Consider the following 16214-nt stretch of genomic DNA (forward strand, 5'->3'; position numbering starts at 1 on the left):
GATAATGACAGGATGATGCGTGGGGAGAGAAAACGTGCAAGGTGTACCTGAGCAGTTTATTGATGAGAAAGACAGCGCCCGCTTTCGCCATCTGGCGCAGGTGCCGGGCGTTGAGCTGTATCATGCGCACATCTCACGTTACGCCTTTGAACCACATACCCATGAAGCGTTTGGCATTGGCGCGATAGAAGCCGGAGCCGAACGTTTTCGCTATCGCGGTACGCAGTACGTCGCGCCCGCCCATTCTGTCGTCACCATGAATCCCGATGAGCTGCATACCGGCGAAGCCGAAACCGCCGACGGCTGGCGCTATCGGATGATCTATCTTGAGCCCGATCTTTTGGAAGAGGTCACCGGGATCCGCCACTGGTGGTTTCATGACGTAACGCGTCACGATCCGCTGCGCTCGCGCCAGATCTGCTCGCTGATCCACGGCCTGTGGAACACGGAAGATGCGCTGGCGCAAAAAGGGTTATTGCTCGATCTGATCGACACCTTCCAGCCGCTGGCCCGCCATGCGCCAACATCTGCAGAAGGGGCGCATCGCTTTGAGCGGGTACGCGAGTATCTGCATGATAATTACATGCACCCGATAACGCTCGACGAACTGGCGCGGGTTGCCTCACTGAGTCCCTGGCATTTTCAACGCCAGTTTAAATCTCATTTCCACGTTACGCCGCATCAAATGCTGATGGCCATTCGCCTGTGGCGAGCCAAAGGTTTTCTCACTCACGGAATGCCCGCCGCAGAGGTCGCCGCCGCAACCGGTTTGACCGACCAGTCGCATCTTACCCGCGCATTTACTCATCGTTACGGCATTACGCCGGTACGTTATCAGAAGCAGGTTTATTCGCGCTAATGCGCAATCTCATACAATACGGCTGCACTCTCCCTGCCTACACTCAACGCAATGTTTAATGATGTGGATGTTAACAATGATTAGCGGCGTGCTGTACGCCCTGCTGGCAGGGCTGATGTGGGGATTAATTTTTGTCGGGCCGCTGATCGTGCCGGAATACCCGGCAGTATTACAGTCGATGGGACGCTATCTGGCGCTGGGGCTGATCGCCGTGCCGATCGCCTGGCTGGGACGCGCGCGTCTGCGCCAACTGACGGGTAAAGACTGGATAACGGCGCTGGCGCTAACGATGATGGGTAACCTGATTTATTACGTTTGCCTGGCCAGCGCCATCCAGCGTACCGGCGCGCCGGTATCAACGATGATTATTGGTACATTACCGGTGGTGATCCCGGTCTTCGCCAACCTGCTCTATAGCCAGCGTGACGGTAAATTATCCTGGTGGCGTCTGTCACCTGCGCTGATATTGATTGCTATTGGCCTGCTGTGCGTGAATATCTCGGAGCTGAAACAGGGATTACCCGATTTTAGCGGCTGGCGTTATGGCTCTGGTATCGTGCTGGCGCTTGTCTCAGTGGTGTGCTGGGCGTGGTATGCACTGCGTAATGCCCGCTGGCTGCGCGAGAATCCAGATAAGCATCCGATGATGTGGGCGACGGCTCAGGCGCTGGTGACGCTGCCCGTTTCTCTGCTGGGGTACATTGCAGCATGTCTGTGGCTGCATGGGCAAACGCCAGGTTTCGCCCTGCCCTTCGGCCCGCGTCCGGATGTGTTTATCGGCCTGATGATAGCCATTGCGGTATTGTGTTCGTGGGTTGGCGCGCTGTGCTGGAACGTCGCCAGCCAGAAGCTGCCGACGGTGATCCTCGGCCCGCTGATTGTCTTCGAAACGCTGGCTGGCCTGCTGTATACCTTTATGCTGCGCCAGGCTTTTCCGCCGCTGCTGACGCTAAGCGGTATTGCGCTGCTGGTAATAGGCGTGGTAATTGCGGTGCGGTCAAAACCGCAGAAACCGGCGGTAGTGCCGGTTTCAGGGGATGCCTGATGGCGCTGCGCTTATCAGGCCTACAAGGACTGTACGATCTCATGTAGGCCGGATAAGGCGTTTACGCCGCCATCCGGCGCGACACTTTAAATACCGCCACGGTCTGGTTCAGTCGTGCTGCCTGCTCTTCAAGCGCGGCGGCAGCGGAAGCGGACTCCTCCACCAGCGAAGCATTTTGCTGCGTCACGCGATCCATCTCGGCAACGGCCTGGCCTACCTGATCGATACCCCGGCTCTGTTCATCAGAAGCCGAGGCAATTTCGCCCATAATGTCGGTCACGCGGGTCACGGCGCTGACAATCTCCGCCATCGTTTCGCCTGCTTCATGCACCAGCGCCGTACCGGCATTGACCCGATTGCCCGAGTCATCAATCAGCGCCTTAATCTCTTTTGCCGCCTGAGCGCTACGCTGCGCCAGAGTACGAACTTCGCCAGCGACCACAGCAAAACCACGGCCCTGTTCGCCCGCACGCGCCGCTTCTACCGCCGCGTTCAGCGCCAGAATATTGGTCTGGAAGGCAATACCGTCGATAACAGAGGTAATTTGCGCGATTTTGCTGGAACTGGTGGCGATTTCGTTCATTGTACGCACCACGCCATCAACCACGGTTCCACCTTTCAGCGCCGTCTGTGAGGCGTTTTTTGCCAGACTGGTCGCCTGACGCGCGTTATCCGCGTTCTGCTTCACGGTGGCGGTGAGTTGTTCCATGCTGGCAGCGGTCTCTTCCAGAGAGGCAGCCTGCTGCTCGGTACGTGAAGAGAGATCGTTACTGCCTGCGGCAATTTCACCCGCGCCGGTGTAGATAGTGTCAGCCCCGTCACGCACCACGCTGACCGTATTCGCCAGCGCCTGCTGCATGTCACGCACATTACTTGCCAGCAGCGCCATTTCATTGCTGCCATCGGCGTTGATACTATGCGTCAGGTCACCCGCAGCGATGTGGCGAATATGTCCTATCACCTCGTGGAGCGGCTTGAGCAACACGCGCTGCATCGCCAGCCAACTGGCGACAATCACAGTGACGACAGCCAGCATCACGGCAGACAACAGCCAGATTATCTTGCGGTAATCACTCTCATTGTCCTGCACGCCGGCAGTGGCCAGCGCCGTCTGCGCGGCACGCCATTCCCGATACACTTCCTGCATGGCCGTCTGCTTCTGCTCAGCATTCTGCTTGAACATCTCTTCCAGCTTACCTTCAGCCAGCAACGCGTTCATTTTAGCCAGCGTCGCAGAATAGATGCCGTACTGTTCTTCCAGTCGATCGGCCAGACGCTCATCCAGCCCCGGCGTTTCAGGCAGGGCGTAGTATTTATCGTAATGCTCTTTCGACTCGGCCAGCAGACGATTTGCCGTGTTCACCAGCTCTTTCAACTGACCACCGTTGATCTCGCTGGCCATCGTTCCCTGTAAACGCAGCATCCCCCGGTTGAGCGTGACGCGAGCCTGGTTCAGGCTAATCCACGCATCGGTAAATTCAGCCACGTTCTGACTGGAAAGCTGAGAGACATTAAAGTTCTGTTTATCGTTATTGAGTGCGCCAATAAAGACGCCTGCGGAGATGAGCTGCATCGCGCCCAGCGCGAGTAACACGGTGATAAGTAAGGTTATCACTTTGATTCGTTTGAACATCTGTTGCCTTTTATTATGCAGGTATTGTCTGAGGTCTAACTATCGGCAGCGGCGTGCGCTTATTTAATTCTCTGGCGCAGCTTTTTTCGCCATTTCTCCCCTTTTCAATAAGATTCAGTACCTTAACGAAATAAGAAATTTTCGTGACGCTCATCACAAAACACCCCACCCCGAAAGGGTTATAGCCTTCTTTATAAGTTGCATTTAAAATACAATTTATATTATTGAGAATGAGGTAACGGCAATGTCTTATCGCGATCAACCTTTAGGTGAACTGGCGCTCTCTATTCCTCGCGCTTCGGCCCTGTTTCGTAAATACGATATGGATTACTGCTGCGGCGGTAAGCAAACGCTGGCACGCGCTGCCGCACGTAAAGAGCTGGATTTAGACGCTATCGAGGCGCAGCTCGCGCAACTGGCTGAACAGCCGTTGAAGAAAGACTGGCGTACCGTGGCGCTGGCTGAAATCATCGACCATATCATTGTGCGTTATCACGACAGACATCGCGAACAGTTGCCGGAACTGATCCTGCAGGCCACGAAAGTTGAACGCGTCCACGCAGACAAACCGAACGTACCGCGCGGTCTGGCGAAGAACCTGAGCATGCTGCATGAAGAGCTGTCCAGCCACATGATGAAGGAAGAGCAGATCCTGTTCCCGATGATTAAACAGGGTATGGGTAGCCAGGCAATGGGACCAATCAGCGTGATGGAAAGCGAGCATGACGATGCCGGTGAACTGGTCGAAGTGATCAAACACATCACCCATAATGTGACGCCGCCGCCAGAAGCCTGCACCACCTGGAAAGCCATGTATAACGGCATTAACGAGATGATCGACGACCTGATGGAACACATCAGTCTGGAAAATAATGTGTTGTTCCCGCGTGCCCTCGCAGGTGAATAAAAAAAGGCGCCCGAGAGCGCCTTCCTGAAGTCCGAATTCGGCCACTGCTTATGTGGCCTTTTTTGTGTCCGATATGGCTACGCTTAACGCACGCCTGCCATACGTTTCTTACCGATAAACAACCAGCCCAGACCCAGCGCGATGAACCACAGCGGCGTCACGATCAGCGCCTGGCGGGTATCCTCTTCCAGCGTCAGCAGTACCAGTACGAAAACAAAGAACGCCATACACACCCAGCACATCAGCTTACCGAGCGGCATCTTGTAGATTGATTTTTCATGCAGGTGCGGACGCTGCTTGCGGTACACCAGGTACGAGCAAAGAATGATGGTCCATACGAACATGAACAGAATCGCCGACACGGTGGTGATCATGGTGAACGCGCCAATCACGCTCGGATTCACATACAGCATCACCACGCCGCCCAACAGGCAGATACAGGAGAAGGTTAAACCTTTCGCCGGAACCGCGCGTTTAGACAGCTTGGCAAACGCTTTAGGCGCCACGCCTTCCTGCGCCAGACCAAACAGCATACGGCTGGTAGAGAACACGCCGCTGTTTGCGGAAGAGGCCGCAGAAGTTAGCACCACAAAGTTGATCAGGCTCGCCGCCGCGGGCAGACCAACCAGGACAAACAGTTCAACGAATGGGCTCTTGGATGGTACTACCGAGCTCCACGGCGTGACGGACATAATCACAATCAGCGCGAAAACGTAGAACATGATGATACGGATCGGGATCGAGTTAATGGCGCGCGGCAGAGATTTCTCCGGATCTTTGGTTTCCGCAGCGGTTGTCCCCACCAGCTCAATGCCCACAAACGCGAACACCGCAATCTGGAAGCCGGCAAAGAAGCCGCTCAGCCCTTTCGGGAACCAGCCACCGTCATTCCACAGATGCGTGAACGATGCCTGAACGCCAGTTGGCGACTGGAAGTGCGTCAGCACCATCACCAGGCCGACGACAATCAGACCGATAATGGCAACGATTTTGATCATCGCAAACCAGAACTCCATCTCACCGAACATTTTTACCGTGGCGAGGTTAAGGCTCAGCAGCAGCACGATCACCGCCAGCGAGGCGACCCAGTCTGAGAGTTCAGGGAACCAGAATTGCGCATACGCCGTAATGGCGACAACGTCGGCCATCCCGGTAACAACCCAGCAGAACCAGTAAGTCCAACCGGTAAAATACCCGGCCCATGGCCCAAGCAGGTCGGAGGCAAAATCACTAAATGATTTGTACTCCAGATTCGAGAGCAGCAACTCTCCCATTGCCCGCATCACGAAAAACAGCATGAAACCGATGATCATATACACAAAGATGATCGACGGTCCGGCAAGACTGATAGTTTTACCGGAGCCCATAAACAGGCCGGTACCGATTGCGCCGCCAATGGCAATAAGTTGAATATGACGGTTTGTGAGATTGCGCCGTAGCGACTGTTCAGACGAAGCCTCTTCTGCGGCTTCGACTTTTACCTGATCTACCATGTTTTTTCTTCCTGTACCTGTCTGTGTTGTTCAGGCTCTACGGCCTTTAGTGTGTCTATGATACGACGATCCTGTTAGCAGGACTCATCGATATTAGGTAAGAATTGGCGGGATGAATACTAAGATTTAGATATAATGTTAATTTAATGTTTAAAGTGAGTGTCATATCACTCTGATAGCGCGAATCAGCTCACAAAAATACACGCTGGTGAGGCATTTGCAAGATAAAATATCGACAACGGCGTAACTATAGCTTTTCACGCTATTTCTTTGCTCCCCCCGGCCTCGGGGGGAACAGAAGTCACTGCTTACAGAATCTCAAGCAGTTCAACGTCGAATACCAGCGTGCTGAACGGAGGAATGGACGCGCCAGCGCCACGCTCGCCGTAAGCCAGTTCCTGAGGAATAGTCAGTTCCCATTTGGAACCCACCGGCATCAGAGTCAGCGCTTCAATCCAGCCAGGGATGACGCCGTTAACCGGGAATTCAGCCGGTTCGCCACGTGCGACAGAACTGTCGAACACGGTACCGTCGATCAGTTTACCAGTGTAATGCACGCGAACGCGGTCGGTGCGTGCCGGGATAGCACCTTCGCCCTGGGTCAGAACACGGAACTGCAAACCGGATTCAGTGCTGTTCACACCCTCTTTCTCACGGTTTTCTTCCAGATATTTAACGCCATCAGCGGCCATAGCCTGGAAACGCTCGCGACGAACTGCATCAGCACGCTCGTGGATTTCACGCAGTGCGCGATGCACAACATCAACCGGCACTGCCGGATGCTTGCCTTCCAGCGCGTCAGCGATACCCGCTACCAGCGCTTCAGGCAACAGCCCTTCCAGACCGGATTCGCTCAGCTGCTGTCCTACCTGCAAACCAATGCCGTAGCTTGCTTGCGCTTCGATAGTGTCAAAAGTCGGGGTAGCCATCATATTTCCTTTCATCGGATGTAAAGTAGCGGGCAGCATATCAGCCATGCCGCATCCGGTAAAACTTTGTCTCGGGAACTGATGACAAATCGCGAGGAAAAAGAAACAATGACTATTGTCCGCATGAATGTCACGAAAGCGGGTACCCGAACAAGTATCATAGAGTTAGCGATCTATACTCTATGACTGAGGAACGAGACGCGGAGCAGGAGGAAAGCCATGCCCGGGCGCTTTGAATTAAAACCAACCCTGGCGAAAATCTGGCATGCACCGGACAATTTTCGCATTATGGACCCGCTGCCGCCGATGCACCGCCGCGGCATTATTGCTGCTGCTATCGTGCTGGTGATCGGTTTCCTGCTCCCTTCCAGCGACAACACCGATGCACCAGTGGTCGCGCGTACTGCCCAGTTGGATTTGCAGTCGCAGTCACAGCCGCCGACGGAGGCCCAGCTTCAGGCACAACTGGTCGCCCCGCAAAACGACCCTGGCCAGGTTGCGCCGGTTGCGCCGGAACCCATCCAGGAAGGGGAACCAGACGCACAACCGCAGGCCCAGCAATCTCAGCCACAGACGCAACCTTTCCAGCCGGATAGTGGAATTGACCAGCAGTGGCGTTCCTACCGCGTAGATTCGGGTAAAACGCTGGCCCAGGTATTCCGTGACCACAATCTCCCGCCAACCGATGTGTACGCCATGGCGCAGGTAGAAGGGGCCGGAAAACCGCTGAGCAATTTGAAAGACGGACAGATGGTGCAGATCAGGCAGAATGCCAGTGGCGTAGTGACAGGGTTAACCATCGATACGGGTAATGGCCAGCAGGTCCTGTTTACCCGCCAGCCTAACGGCAGTTTTATTCGCGCCCGATAGCCAGCACACCTGATAAGCGCAGTGCCATCAGGCAGCAAGGTGAAGCGTTAGCGTTTCACCTTGTTCACCCACCAGATCCCCGAACAGACCAGCACCAACGCTACTGCATATTTCCATTCGAGAATATTTTCGCCGAGGAAAATGGCCGACAGTACCGCGCCTGAAACCGGGATCAGGAAGTTAAACGGCGCAATCATCCCCACGCGGTTGTGTTTAAGCAAAATACTCCACAAGGCAAATGCCACCGAAGAGAGCAACGTCAGGTAGCCCAGAATCGCCAACGAAGACGCGCCGTGTACGGTCAGCGTGCCACCAAAAGCGTAACCGCCGATCACCAGCGCCAGACCGCCACCGCCCAGTTGATACCCCGTCATTACCGTCGGGTCGACCGTCTGAGAAATGCGTTTGCCGTATAACGTAGCGGCGGAGAGAATAAAGGCAGCCATCACTACCGAGCCGTCCCCTAACAGGCTGAAGCTAAAATCCAGTCCGCTGTTAAAGTTCACCACCATCACGCCGAGAAAGCCCAGGATACAACCCAGCGCCTTGTTGTAGCTGAGTTTATCGTTCTGATAGATAAAATGCGCCAGCAGCACGCTGAAGAACGTGCCTGTCGCGTTCATGATGGACCCTTTCACCCCCGTGGTGAACGCCAGACCAATATAAAAGAAAATATATTGCAGCGAAGTCTGCGTCAGCCCCAACAACGTGAGCTGACCATATTGACGCGGACTTAACCGGCCAATCGGTTTACGCTGCGCCACCGCCAGCAGGAGCAGCAATAATCCCGCAAACAGGAAACGATAGCCGGCAAAGACAATTTTCGAGGGAATGTCATCCATGGCAATCTGGAAGATCTCGTATCCACTTTTGATCGCCGGGTAGGCGCTCCCCCACAGCAAGCAGCAGAATGCCGCGCTCAGATAGACAACGTTTTTACGCGCAAACAGAGGTTGGTGCGTTGGTTCCATTCCATCACCACTTTGAAATAATGTTTTATTTTTATGATTATCCCGAAAAGGACAAAGAATAGCCAGAGAGAAAGACGGGGAACAGAAAAGCAAAACGCCGGCACTAGGCCGGCGCTTTTACGCGGTTAGCAGAATAAAAACTTATTCCGCAACTACGTTTACAGTCAGCTTAGCAAACACTTCGCTGTGAACCTGGAAGCTCACTTCGTGCTCGCCAGTGGTACGCAGAACGCCGTTCGGCAGACGAACTTCGCTCTTAGCTACTTCAACGCCAGCTGCAGTTACAGCGTCAGCGATGTCGCGAGTACCGATGGAACCGAACAGTTTACCTTCGTCGCCTGCTTTAGACGCGATGGTTACGGTTTCCAGTGCGTTGATTTTCTCAGCACGAGCTTCAGCAGCGGACAGAACGTCAGCCAGTTTAGCTTCCAGCTCAGCGCGACGCGCTTCGAAAAATTCAACGTTTTTCTTGGTAGCAGGAACAGCTTTACCCTGTGGTACCAGGAAGTTACGAGCATAGCCCGCTTTAACGTTAACCTGATCACCCAGGCTACCCAGGTTTGCTACTTTATCAAGCAGAATAACTTGCATTACCTTATCCTCTCAAAGTCGTATTAATGGACCGTGACCGATTACTGATGACGATCAGTGTACGGCAGCAGGGACAGGTAGCGAGCGCGTTTGATAGCGCGAGCCAGCTGACGCTGGTATTTTGCACGGGTACCGGTGATACGGCTTGGGACAATCTTACCGCTTTCGGTGATGTAGTTTTTCAGCGTAGCGATATCTTTATAGTCGATCTCTTGAACGCCTTCCGCGGTGAAACGGCAGAACTTGCGACGACGGAAATAACGTGCCATATGGCTAGTCTCCAGAATCTATCAATTCAATCTGCTCGGCATGCAGAACCATTTTGCTCAGGCCGTTCTTTGCCTTATGGCAAGAGATGAACCCCTGAACGGTTACTGCGCTACCGACCGTTATACTGTGAGTAATGGCCTGGTTTTCGTGTCCGCTAACAATAACGGGCATTTGGCACCACGCCTGCCGGTGAAACCCGGCTTCCTCCTGCACAGAACGATGCTCAAGCACGAACTGGCAATGAGGAATTCCTGATGGACTGACCTTTCGAAGGGGGGCCCTGCACACGGTGCCGGACAACGCCAGACGGTTGGTCATCAGAAATTACTCTTCAGAATCCCCAGCTTCAGCATCATCTGCGGTTTCGTTTGCGAAATCATCGCGACGCTCACGGCGCTCGTCTTTCGCTTTAACCATCGGAGATGCTTCGGTAACAGCGTGTTTAGTACGCATAACCATGCTGCGGATAACGGCATCGTTGAAGCGGAAGGTAGTTTCCAGCTCATCGATCACTTCCTGCGGCGCTTCAACGTTCATCAGAACGTAGTGAGCTTTGTGCAGTTTGTTGATCGGGTAAGCCAGCTGACGGCGGCCCCAGTCTTCCAGACGGTGGATCGTGCCTTCTGCGCCAGTTATGGCAGCAGTGTAGCGTTCGATCATACCCGGAACCTGTTCGCTCTGGTCAGGATGGACCATAAAAACGATTTCGTAATGACGCATCGAATTGCTCCTTACGGATTATTCAGCCTCCTGTCTGGGTCAGCCGAGGCCCATGGAGGCAAGGAACGTGTTAAAGGTCGGCTGAAAAATGACGCGTCATAATACTGGGGTCAGCCGGTAAACTCAAGGTGCTTGTACGATTATTTACCATGTCGCCATTAATACATATCCAGCAGCATTTTGACGCTAATGCAAATGGAGACAATGACAATCATCGGCCGGATAACTTTCTTTCCGCGCGTCAGTACCACCGTTGCGCCCAAGCGCGCGCCGAGCGATTGTCCGGCAAACATCACCAGCCCCAGCGACCAGATCATTTTGCCGCCGAAAATGAAGAACAAAATCGAGGCGATATTCGATGCAAGGTTAATAAAATTCGAGTGAATTTGTGCCTTATCGATGCTGTATCCCCACAACAGGATATAGCAGAGCGTATAAAAGGAACCCGCACCAGCGCCAAGAAATCCATCATAAAAGCCAATGCAGCCGCCGCAGATCAGAGAAAAGAAAAACAGGGATACCTGCGGCTTTCTTTTCGGTTCGCTGAGGTTGGGAGCGGAAATAAAGTAGATGGCGACGGCGATAATCAGTACCGGAAGCAGTTTTTTCAACACCTCCGGTTCAATGAACTGAATGAGCGTCGTGCCTAACGCTGAGCCGATAAAAGCAGACAGGAATACATACTTGTGCTCCTGCACGTTGATATGTCCCCGGCGTAAAAAGTAAATCCCGGAGGTTAGCGAACTGCCCAGCGCCTGAATTTTATTGGTTGCCAGCGCATTCGCCGGGGGTAAACCAGAAATTAACAGTGCGCCAATAGAGAGAAACCCACCGCCGCCCGACACCACGTTAATAAAGCCAGCCACCAGCGCGACCATAAACATAATCACGAAGTAGCTGAAATCCATGAATGAAGTATCCATAAGTTTTTGCCTTATTATCATAAAGTTATATTAATTATACGGCTCACTATAAACAGGGTATCCATCCGTTTAAATTGACTATTTGGTAAGAGCTTGTGCGCGAAAGACAGGTATTTTTTAACGCAGCGGTATCTATCAGTTACCTGTAAATAAAAGAAAAGGCGGGCATGCGGTAATTTTTTGAACAACTGCATCAGAAATGGTCGCTAACGCCTGCGCCGGTAGCGGTTAAAATTACATCAGAAGCTAATCACTCACAGGAGAGAAGCAATCAGAGACCGCAGTCGAGGAGGTACATATGCGAGCCCGTGTTTTGACCCTTCTGGCTGTGCTTTTGCTCAGTGCAAATGCAACGGCAGCCATCCAAATTGACAATCATCAGGCCAGGAATATGGATGATGTGCAGAGCTTAGGCGTCATTTACATAAATCATAACTTCGCCACTGAAAGTGAAGCCACTCAGGCCCTGAATGAAGAGACCGATGCGCAAGGCGCAAACTACTACCACGTGATCCTCACCAGGGAACCCGGCAGTAACGGAAATATGCACGCCAGTGCGGATATTTATCGCTAGCACCAGAAACAACCAACGAGAACATTGCCACCGTTTGACTTGCCCCCCTCACCGGGGGCTTTTTTTTGCACATCAGGTAAATGAGAATTATTTTTCTTTGTATCTTATCCTGGTCATCATTTACTGATTAAATAAAGCATTACCGAACTGATACTCTGGGGCGAAACCATGTTTGCACGCTATGCGACGCTGAATCGCATACCAAAAGGCGTTTGGGTGCTGGGTGGCGTGAGTCTGCTTATGGATGTCTCCTCCGAAATGATCCATAGCCTGTTGCCGTTGTTTATGGCAACCACGCTGGGAGCCAGCGTCATTATCATTGGTCTGATTGAAGGATTAGCTGAAGCCACCGCGCTGATCATTAAGGTTTTTTCCGGCGTTCTCAGTGATTATCTGGGAAAACGCAAAGGGCTGGCGATGCTCGGTTATGGTTTGGGGGCACTGAGTAAGCCCCTGTTCGCGATGGCGGGCTCATCAGGCATGGTACTCAGCGCTCGCATGATTGATCGTGTGGGTAAAGGTATTCGCGGCGCCCCCAGGGATGCGTTAGTCGCGGATGTCACCCCGTCCGAAATCCGCGGCGCCGCTTATGGTCTGCGCCAGTCTTTGGATACCATTGGCGCATTTCTGGGCACCCTGCTCGCCGTCGGGCTAATGCTGCTATGGAACAACGATTTTCACACTATCTTCTGGATTGCCGTCATCCCTGGGGTGCTCTCTATCGCCCTGCTATGGTTTGGCCTGAGTGAACCGAAAACCCCCGTCACTGATAAACGCACCAATCCGTTACGACGGGAAAACCTGAAAAAGTTGAGTCCAGCCTACTGGTGGGTCGTGGGACTGGGCGCGCTCTTCACGCTCGCCCGCTTTAGCGAAGCGTTTCTCGTGTTGCGCGCATATCAAATGGATATCCCGCTGTTTGCCATTCCGCTGGTGATGGTCGCCATGAATCTGGTCTACAGTCTGTCGGCTTATCCTTTTGGAAAAATGTCTGACAGTATGAACCACTCCCGCATGTTACAGGCGGGCCTGCTGGTCCTGATCGCGGCGGATATCACTCTGGCGCTGAGTCACCACTGGAGCACGTTACTGATAGGCGTGGGACTGTGGGGGATTCATATGGGCATGACGCAAGGGTTGCTGGCTGCCATGATTGCGCATACCGCGCCAGCAGAACTACGCGGTACGGCCTTCGGTATGTTTAATCTGATCAGTGGCATCGCCCTGCTGTTAGCCAGTACCGGCGCGGGCATTCTGTGGGAAACGATGGGCGCAGCCTCGACGTTTTACGCTGGTGCTGTCATTTGTGCGATAGTTTTAGCAGGAATGCGATTTACGCCAGCGGCTTACCAGCAACGCTGAAGATTGCCCCGAACAGATCGGTGACGCACATCCGCAGATGCACGTTGTCCGGGGCAGAGACGTTACTTCTGCCCGTAGTAGGCGTTTGGGCCGTGCTTACGCATGAAGTGTTTATTCATCAGATAACTGTCGATGGGGCTGAGGGCCGGATTAATGTCACGCGCAATCCATGCCATCTTCGCGACCTCTTCCATCACTACAGCGTTGTGTACCGCGTCGTGCGCATCTTTACCCCAGGCAAACGGACCATGCTGATACACGACTACGCCGGGCGTATGCAGAGGCTCCACGTTCCCCAGCGTTTCGATAATCACCTTGCCGGTATTCAGCTCATATTCGCCCTCAACCTCTGCTTCAGTTAACGCCCGCGTGCAGGGGATATCACCAAAGAAGTAATCCGCATGCGTCGTGCCGAGTGCAGGTATTGCCAGACCCGCCTGTGCCCATGCCGTCGCGTGGGTTGAGTGGGTGTGCACCACACCGCCAAGAGATAAATAGCGGCGATACAGCGCCAGATGGGTGGCGGTATCGGAAGAAGGACGATAGCGTCCTTCCACCACGTTGCCGTGCAGATCCACAGCCACCATGTCATCCACTGTCATTGTTTGGTAGTCGACGCCGCTGGGCTTAATCACCACCAGCCCGCGTTCGCGGTCGATGGCGCTGACGTTACCCCAGGTAAACGTCACCAGCCCGTAACGCGGCAGATCCATGTTGGCCTCAAAAACCTGCTGTTTAAGTTTTTGCATTACACCGTCTCCACCAGACCTGCGCTGGCCATCCGCGCTTTCACCCAATCGCGCGCCTTCGCCACTTCACGCGCCGGATCGTCCGTTGTTTCGCTCCACATCTCAATCAGGTATGGCCCGCAATACCCACTCTGTTTGAGCGTCGCAAAACAGCGTTCGAAATCGACAACACCTTCACCAAACGGCACATTTTTGAACACGCCGGGTCTGGTGTCCTTCACGTGAACGGCCACGATATGGCCTATTCCTGCCTGCAACTCCATCTGTACATCGTTATCCCACGCCGACAAATTGCCGATATCGGGATACAGCTGGAACCACGGATTATTGAGATAGTGGGCATAACCCAGCGCCTTACTGATCGAATTCATCAGCGGATAATCCATGATCTCCATCGCCAGCGTCACCTGCGCGCGACTTGCCATCTCAACGCTCTCTTTTAGCCCCTCGCGAAATCGACGACGCGTTTCGTTATTAGCCTGCTGGTAATAGACGTCGTAACCCGCCAGTTGAATCACGCGAATACCAATATCCTGCGCAAACTGAATGGCTTTCCGCATGATCGCCAGTCCCTGATCGCGCACCGCATCATCTTCGCTCCCCAGCGGGAAACGGCGGTGAGCGCTCAGGCACATAGAAGGTACACGTACTCCCGTTTCGGCGATGGCGGCCACCAGCGCCAGACGCTGCTCGCGGCTCCAGTCAAGGCGCGCGAGGCGGGCATCGGTTTCATCAACCGACATTTCGACAAAGTCAAAACCTAACTCTTTCGCCAGCCGCAAGCGCTCCAGCCAGCACTCCCCTCCGGGGAGCGCTTTTTCATAAATACCGAGCGGGACCTGTTTCGACAACATAGTCGCTCCTTAGCCCCACAACTGGGCGATGGAACGTTTAAACTGACGCGCCGCCTCAACCGGAGACGCGGCATCACGAATGCTGCGGCCAGCGATAAAGACGTGAATAGGAATCCCCTGGAACAGCGGCAGATCCTCCAGCGCCAGACCGCCGGTGACGGTGACTTTAAAGCCCATATCAGACAGGCGTTTGATGGCACTGATATCCGCCTCTCCCCACGCCACACCTGCGGCCTGCGCATCACGACTGCGATGATAGACAACCTGCCCGATACCCGCGTCACGCCACTCCTGAGCCTGTTCCCAGGTCCAGTAACCGGTCAGTTCAATCTGTACGTCGCCGTTAAATTCTTTCGCCACCTCGAGCGCACCTTTGGTGGTATTGATATCCGCACAGCAGATAACAGTGACCCAATCAGCGTTGGCCTCGAAACACATGCGAGAGAGAATTTTACCCGCATCGGCGATTTTGGCGTCCGCCAGCACAATTTTATGTGGGTAGAGCGCCTTCAGGTCACGTACGGCACGTACGCCCTCAGCAACACAAAGAATGGTGCCCACCTCAATGATATCGACCTCTTCGGCGATCAGACGCGTCGTTTCATACGCAGAAGACATTGATTGGTTATCCAGCGCAACCTGCAACATAGGTAATGACATTTCGGTATCCTTTTAAACAGCCGCCGCAGTGGCGTTATCAATTAAATCCAGCACTTCCTGCGCGGTGCGGCAGGCACGTAGACGGTCGAAATTGGCTTCATCGTCAAACAGATTCACGATCTGCATAATGCCCACTTCCTGATGCGTGTTGGCGTCGACCGCCGCCATCGTGATCAGAATATCCACCGGGTCGTTATCTTCGTGGTTAAACACCAACGGTGTTTTCAGCGTCACCAGCGCAAAGCCGGTCTTCTTAACGCCTTCTTCCGGGCGCCCGTGCGGCATCGCCAGTCCTGGCGCAATCACAAAGTACGGACCAAACTGTTCAACCCCATCAAGAATGGCCTGGTAGTAGCGCGGTTCAACCACGTCGGCCTTAACCAGCAGATCGACGCCCAGCTTTACCGCTTCCTGCCAGGTGTTGGCCTCAGCCTGTAGAAGGATGGCGTTATTGTCTGCCAGCGAATCACGTAATTTCATATGCCGTATCCTTACTTCACGTCCTGTGGGAAATGCGCTTTGATCACTTCCAGCAGTTTTGGTCCAAAATCGGCGGGCGACAGCATGTTGCGTACGCCAACAACATATTTATTGCCAGTTACGGTAATTTCACCGGCAATATGGGTAGAGGCGATGATGATATCCGCGCCGTTCAGTTCACTTTTGTACTCACCCACTGCGCAGCTGTTCACTGTGTGGTCAATATTTGACTGGGTTAAAAACTGGTCCACTTTCATCTTCATGATCATGGAACTGCCCTGCCCATTGCCACACACAGCCAGAATACGTACGGTCATAATCGGA

General features: G+C 53.7%; 20 protein-coding genes. 6 read left to right on the top strand and 14 right to left on the bottom strand.

From position 1 onward, the window contains the following. Nucleotides 1-34: 34 nt before the first annotated feature. Entirely contained in the window at nt 35-859 is an 825-nt protein-coding gene (locus ICA20_RS22075; protein ID WP_038642970.1) for an AraC family transcriptional regulator, read from the top strand. Between the two features lie 76 nt (nt 860-935). After that, nucleotides 936-1904 carry a DMT family transporter gene (locus ICA20_RS22080; RefSeq protein WP_038636599.1) on the top strand — a complete coding sequence of 323 codons (969 nt, stop codon included), beginning with the start codon at nt 936-938 and terminating at the stop codon, nt 1902-1904. A gap of 61 nt (nt 1905-1965) precedes the next feature. Here ICA20_RS22080 and ICA20_RS22085 read toward each other — a convergent pair whose 3' ends face one another. Further along, a complete protein-coding gene (locus tag ICA20_RS22085; RefSeq protein WP_038636596.1) occupies nt 1966-3537 on the bottom strand; it encodes a methyl-accepting chemotaxis protein in 1572 nt (523 codons plus the stop codon). 244 nt (nt 3538-3781) lie between these two features. On the opposite strand from ICA20_RS22085, the gene ytfE reads away from it, so the two are divergent. Continuing rightward, the gene (gene ytfE, locus ICA20_RS22090) at nt 3782-4444 is read left to right on the top strand and encodes an iron-sulfur cluster repair protein YtfE (protein ID WP_038636593.1); all 663 of its coding nucleotides are present in this window, start codon (nt 3782-3784) and stop codon (nt 4442-4444) included. Between the two features lie 83 nt (nt 4445-4527). On the opposite strand, the gene cycA is transcribed toward ytfE, so the two are convergent. Together cycA and fklB are read right to left on the bottom strand one after the other, a co-directional pair. After that, nucleotides 4528-5937 carry a D-serine/D-alanine/glycine transporter gene (gene cycA / locus ICA20_RS22095; RefSeq protein WP_038636591.1) on the bottom strand — a complete coding sequence of 470 codons (1410 nt, stop codon included), beginning with the start codon at nt 5935-5937 and terminating at the stop codon, nt 4528-4530. A 308-nt stretch (nt 5938-6245) separates the two neighbouring features. Beyond that, nucleotides 6246-6866: an FKBP-type peptidyl-prolyl cis-trans isomerase gene (gene fklB / locus ICA20_RS22100; RefSeq protein WP_038642968.1), complete on the bottom strand. Its 621-nt coding sequence runs from the start codon at nt 6864-6866 to the stop codon at nt 6246-6248. 219 nt (nt 6867-7085) lie between these two features. Between fklB and ICA20_RS22105 the strand changes: the two genes are divergently transcribed. Further along, on the top strand, nt 7086-7736 hold the full coding sequence (locus ICA20_RS22105; RefSeq protein ID WP_038636589.1) for an OapA family protein: 651 nt from the start codon (nt 7086-7088) through the stop codon (nt 7734-7736). A gap of 47 nt (nt 7737-7783) precedes the next feature. Here ICA20_RS22105 and ICA20_RS22110 read toward each other — a convergent pair whose 3' ends face one another. The 6 genes from ICA20_RS22110 to ICA20_RS22135 all read right to left on the bottom strand — a co-directional run bounded on the left by ICA20_RS22110 (nt 7784) and on the right by ICA20_RS22135 (nt 11211). After that, complete coding sequence (locus tag ICA20_RS22110; RefSeq protein WP_038636587.1) at nt 7784-8707, bottom strand: DMT family transporter; 924 nt, start codon at nt 8705-8707, stop codon at nt 7784-7786. A 141-nt stretch (nt 8708-8848) separates the two neighbouring features. After that, nucleotides 8849-9298, bottom strand: a complete 450-nt coding sequence (gene rplI / locus ICA20_RS22115; protein ID WP_003025676.1) for a 50S ribosomal protein L9 — start codon at nt 9296-9298, stop codon at nt 8849-8851. Nucleotides 9299-9339: 41 nt separating this feature from the next. Beyond that, nucleotides 9340-9567, bottom strand: a complete 228-nt coding sequence (gene rpsR / locus ICA20_RS22120; RefSeq protein ID WP_000135199.1) for a 30S ribosomal protein S18 — start codon at nt 9565-9567, stop codon at nt 9340-9342. Nucleotides 9568-9571: 4 nt separating this feature from the next. Then, a complete protein-coding gene (gene priB / locus ICA20_RS22125; protein WP_006686338.1) occupies nt 9572-9886 on the bottom strand; it encodes a primosomal replication protein N in 315 nt (104 codons plus the stop codon). A 6-nt stretch (nt 9887-9892) separates the two neighbouring features. Further along, nucleotides 9893-10288, bottom strand: coding sequence for a 30S ribosomal protein S6 (rpsF, locus tag ICA20_RS22130; RefSeq protein WP_003025672.1), 396 nt, complete (start codon nt 10286-10288; stop codon nt 9893-9895). Between the two features lie 158 nt (nt 10289-10446). Continuing rightward, complete coding sequence (locus ICA20_RS22135; RefSeq protein ID WP_038636579.1) at nt 10447-11211, bottom strand: TSUP family transporter; 765 nt, start codon at nt 11209-11211, stop codon at nt 10447-10449. Nucleotides 11212-11509: 298 nt separating this feature from the next. Between ICA20_RS22135 and yjfY the strand changes: the two genes are divergently transcribed. Continuing rightward, nucleotides 11510-11785 (top strand): DUF1471 family protein YjfY, encoded by a 276-nt coding sequence (gene yjfY / locus ICA20_RS22140; RefSeq protein WP_038636575.1) that lies wholly within the window; start codon nt 11510-11512, stop codon nt 11783-11785. A gap of 168 nt (nt 11786-11953) precedes the next feature. Beyond that, nucleotides 11954-13147, top strand: coding sequence for an MFS transporter (locus ICA20_RS22145; protein ID WP_038636572.1), 1194 nt, complete (start codon nt 11954-11956; stop codon nt 13145-13147). Nucleotides 13148-13209: 62 nt separating this feature from the next. On the opposite strand, the gene ICA20_RS22150 is transcribed toward ICA20_RS22145, so the two are convergent. Genes ICA20_RS22150 through ulaB form a run of 5 tightly spaced genes read right to left on the bottom strand, consistent with a single transcriptional unit; the run spans nt 13210 to nt 16207 of the window. After that, a complete protein-coding gene (locus ICA20_RS22150) occupies nt 13210-13896 on the bottom strand; it encodes an L-ribulose-5-phosphate 4-epimerase (RefSeq protein WP_038636569.1) in 687 nt (228 codons plus the stop codon). After that, the gene (locus ICA20_RS22155; protein ID WP_038636566.1) at nt 13896-14750 is read right to left on the bottom strand and encodes an L-ribulose-5-phosphate 3-epimerase; all 855 of its coding nucleotides are present in this window, start codon (nt 14748-14750) and stop codon (nt 13896-13898) included. The genes ICA20_RS22150 and ICA20_RS22155 overlap by 1 nt, the downstream gene beginning before the upstream one ends. A 9-nt stretch (nt 14751-14759) precedes the next feature. Next, nucleotides 14760-15410 carry a 3-keto-L-gulonate-6-phosphate decarboxylase UlaD gene (gene ulaD / locus ICA20_RS22160; RefSeq protein WP_032940270.1) on the bottom strand — a complete coding sequence of 217 codons (651 nt, stop codon included), beginning with the start codon at nt 15408-15410 and terminating at the stop codon, nt 14760-14762. Between the two features lie 12 nt (nt 15411-15422). Then, on the bottom strand, nt 15423-15890 hold the full coding sequence (gene ulaC, locus ICA20_RS22165) for a PTS ascorbate transporter subunit IIA (protein WP_038636563.1): 468 nt from the start codon (nt 15888-15890) through the stop codon (nt 15423-15425). Between the two features lie 11 nt (nt 15891-15901). Next, the gene (gene ulaB, locus ICA20_RS22170) at nt 15902-16207 is read right to left on the bottom strand and encodes a PTS ascorbate transporter subunit IIB (protein WP_001577590.1); all 306 of its coding nucleotides are present in this window, start codon (nt 16205-16207) and stop codon (nt 15902-15904) included. Nucleotides 16208-16214 lie beyond the last annotated feature (7 nt).

It is taken from the genome of Citrobacter sp. C5_2 (assembly GCF_014596845.2).
In the GTDB taxonomy this organism is placed as follows: Bacteria; Pseudomonadota; Gammaproteobacteria; order Enterobacterales; family Enterobacteriaceae; genus Citrobacter; species Citrobacter werkmanii.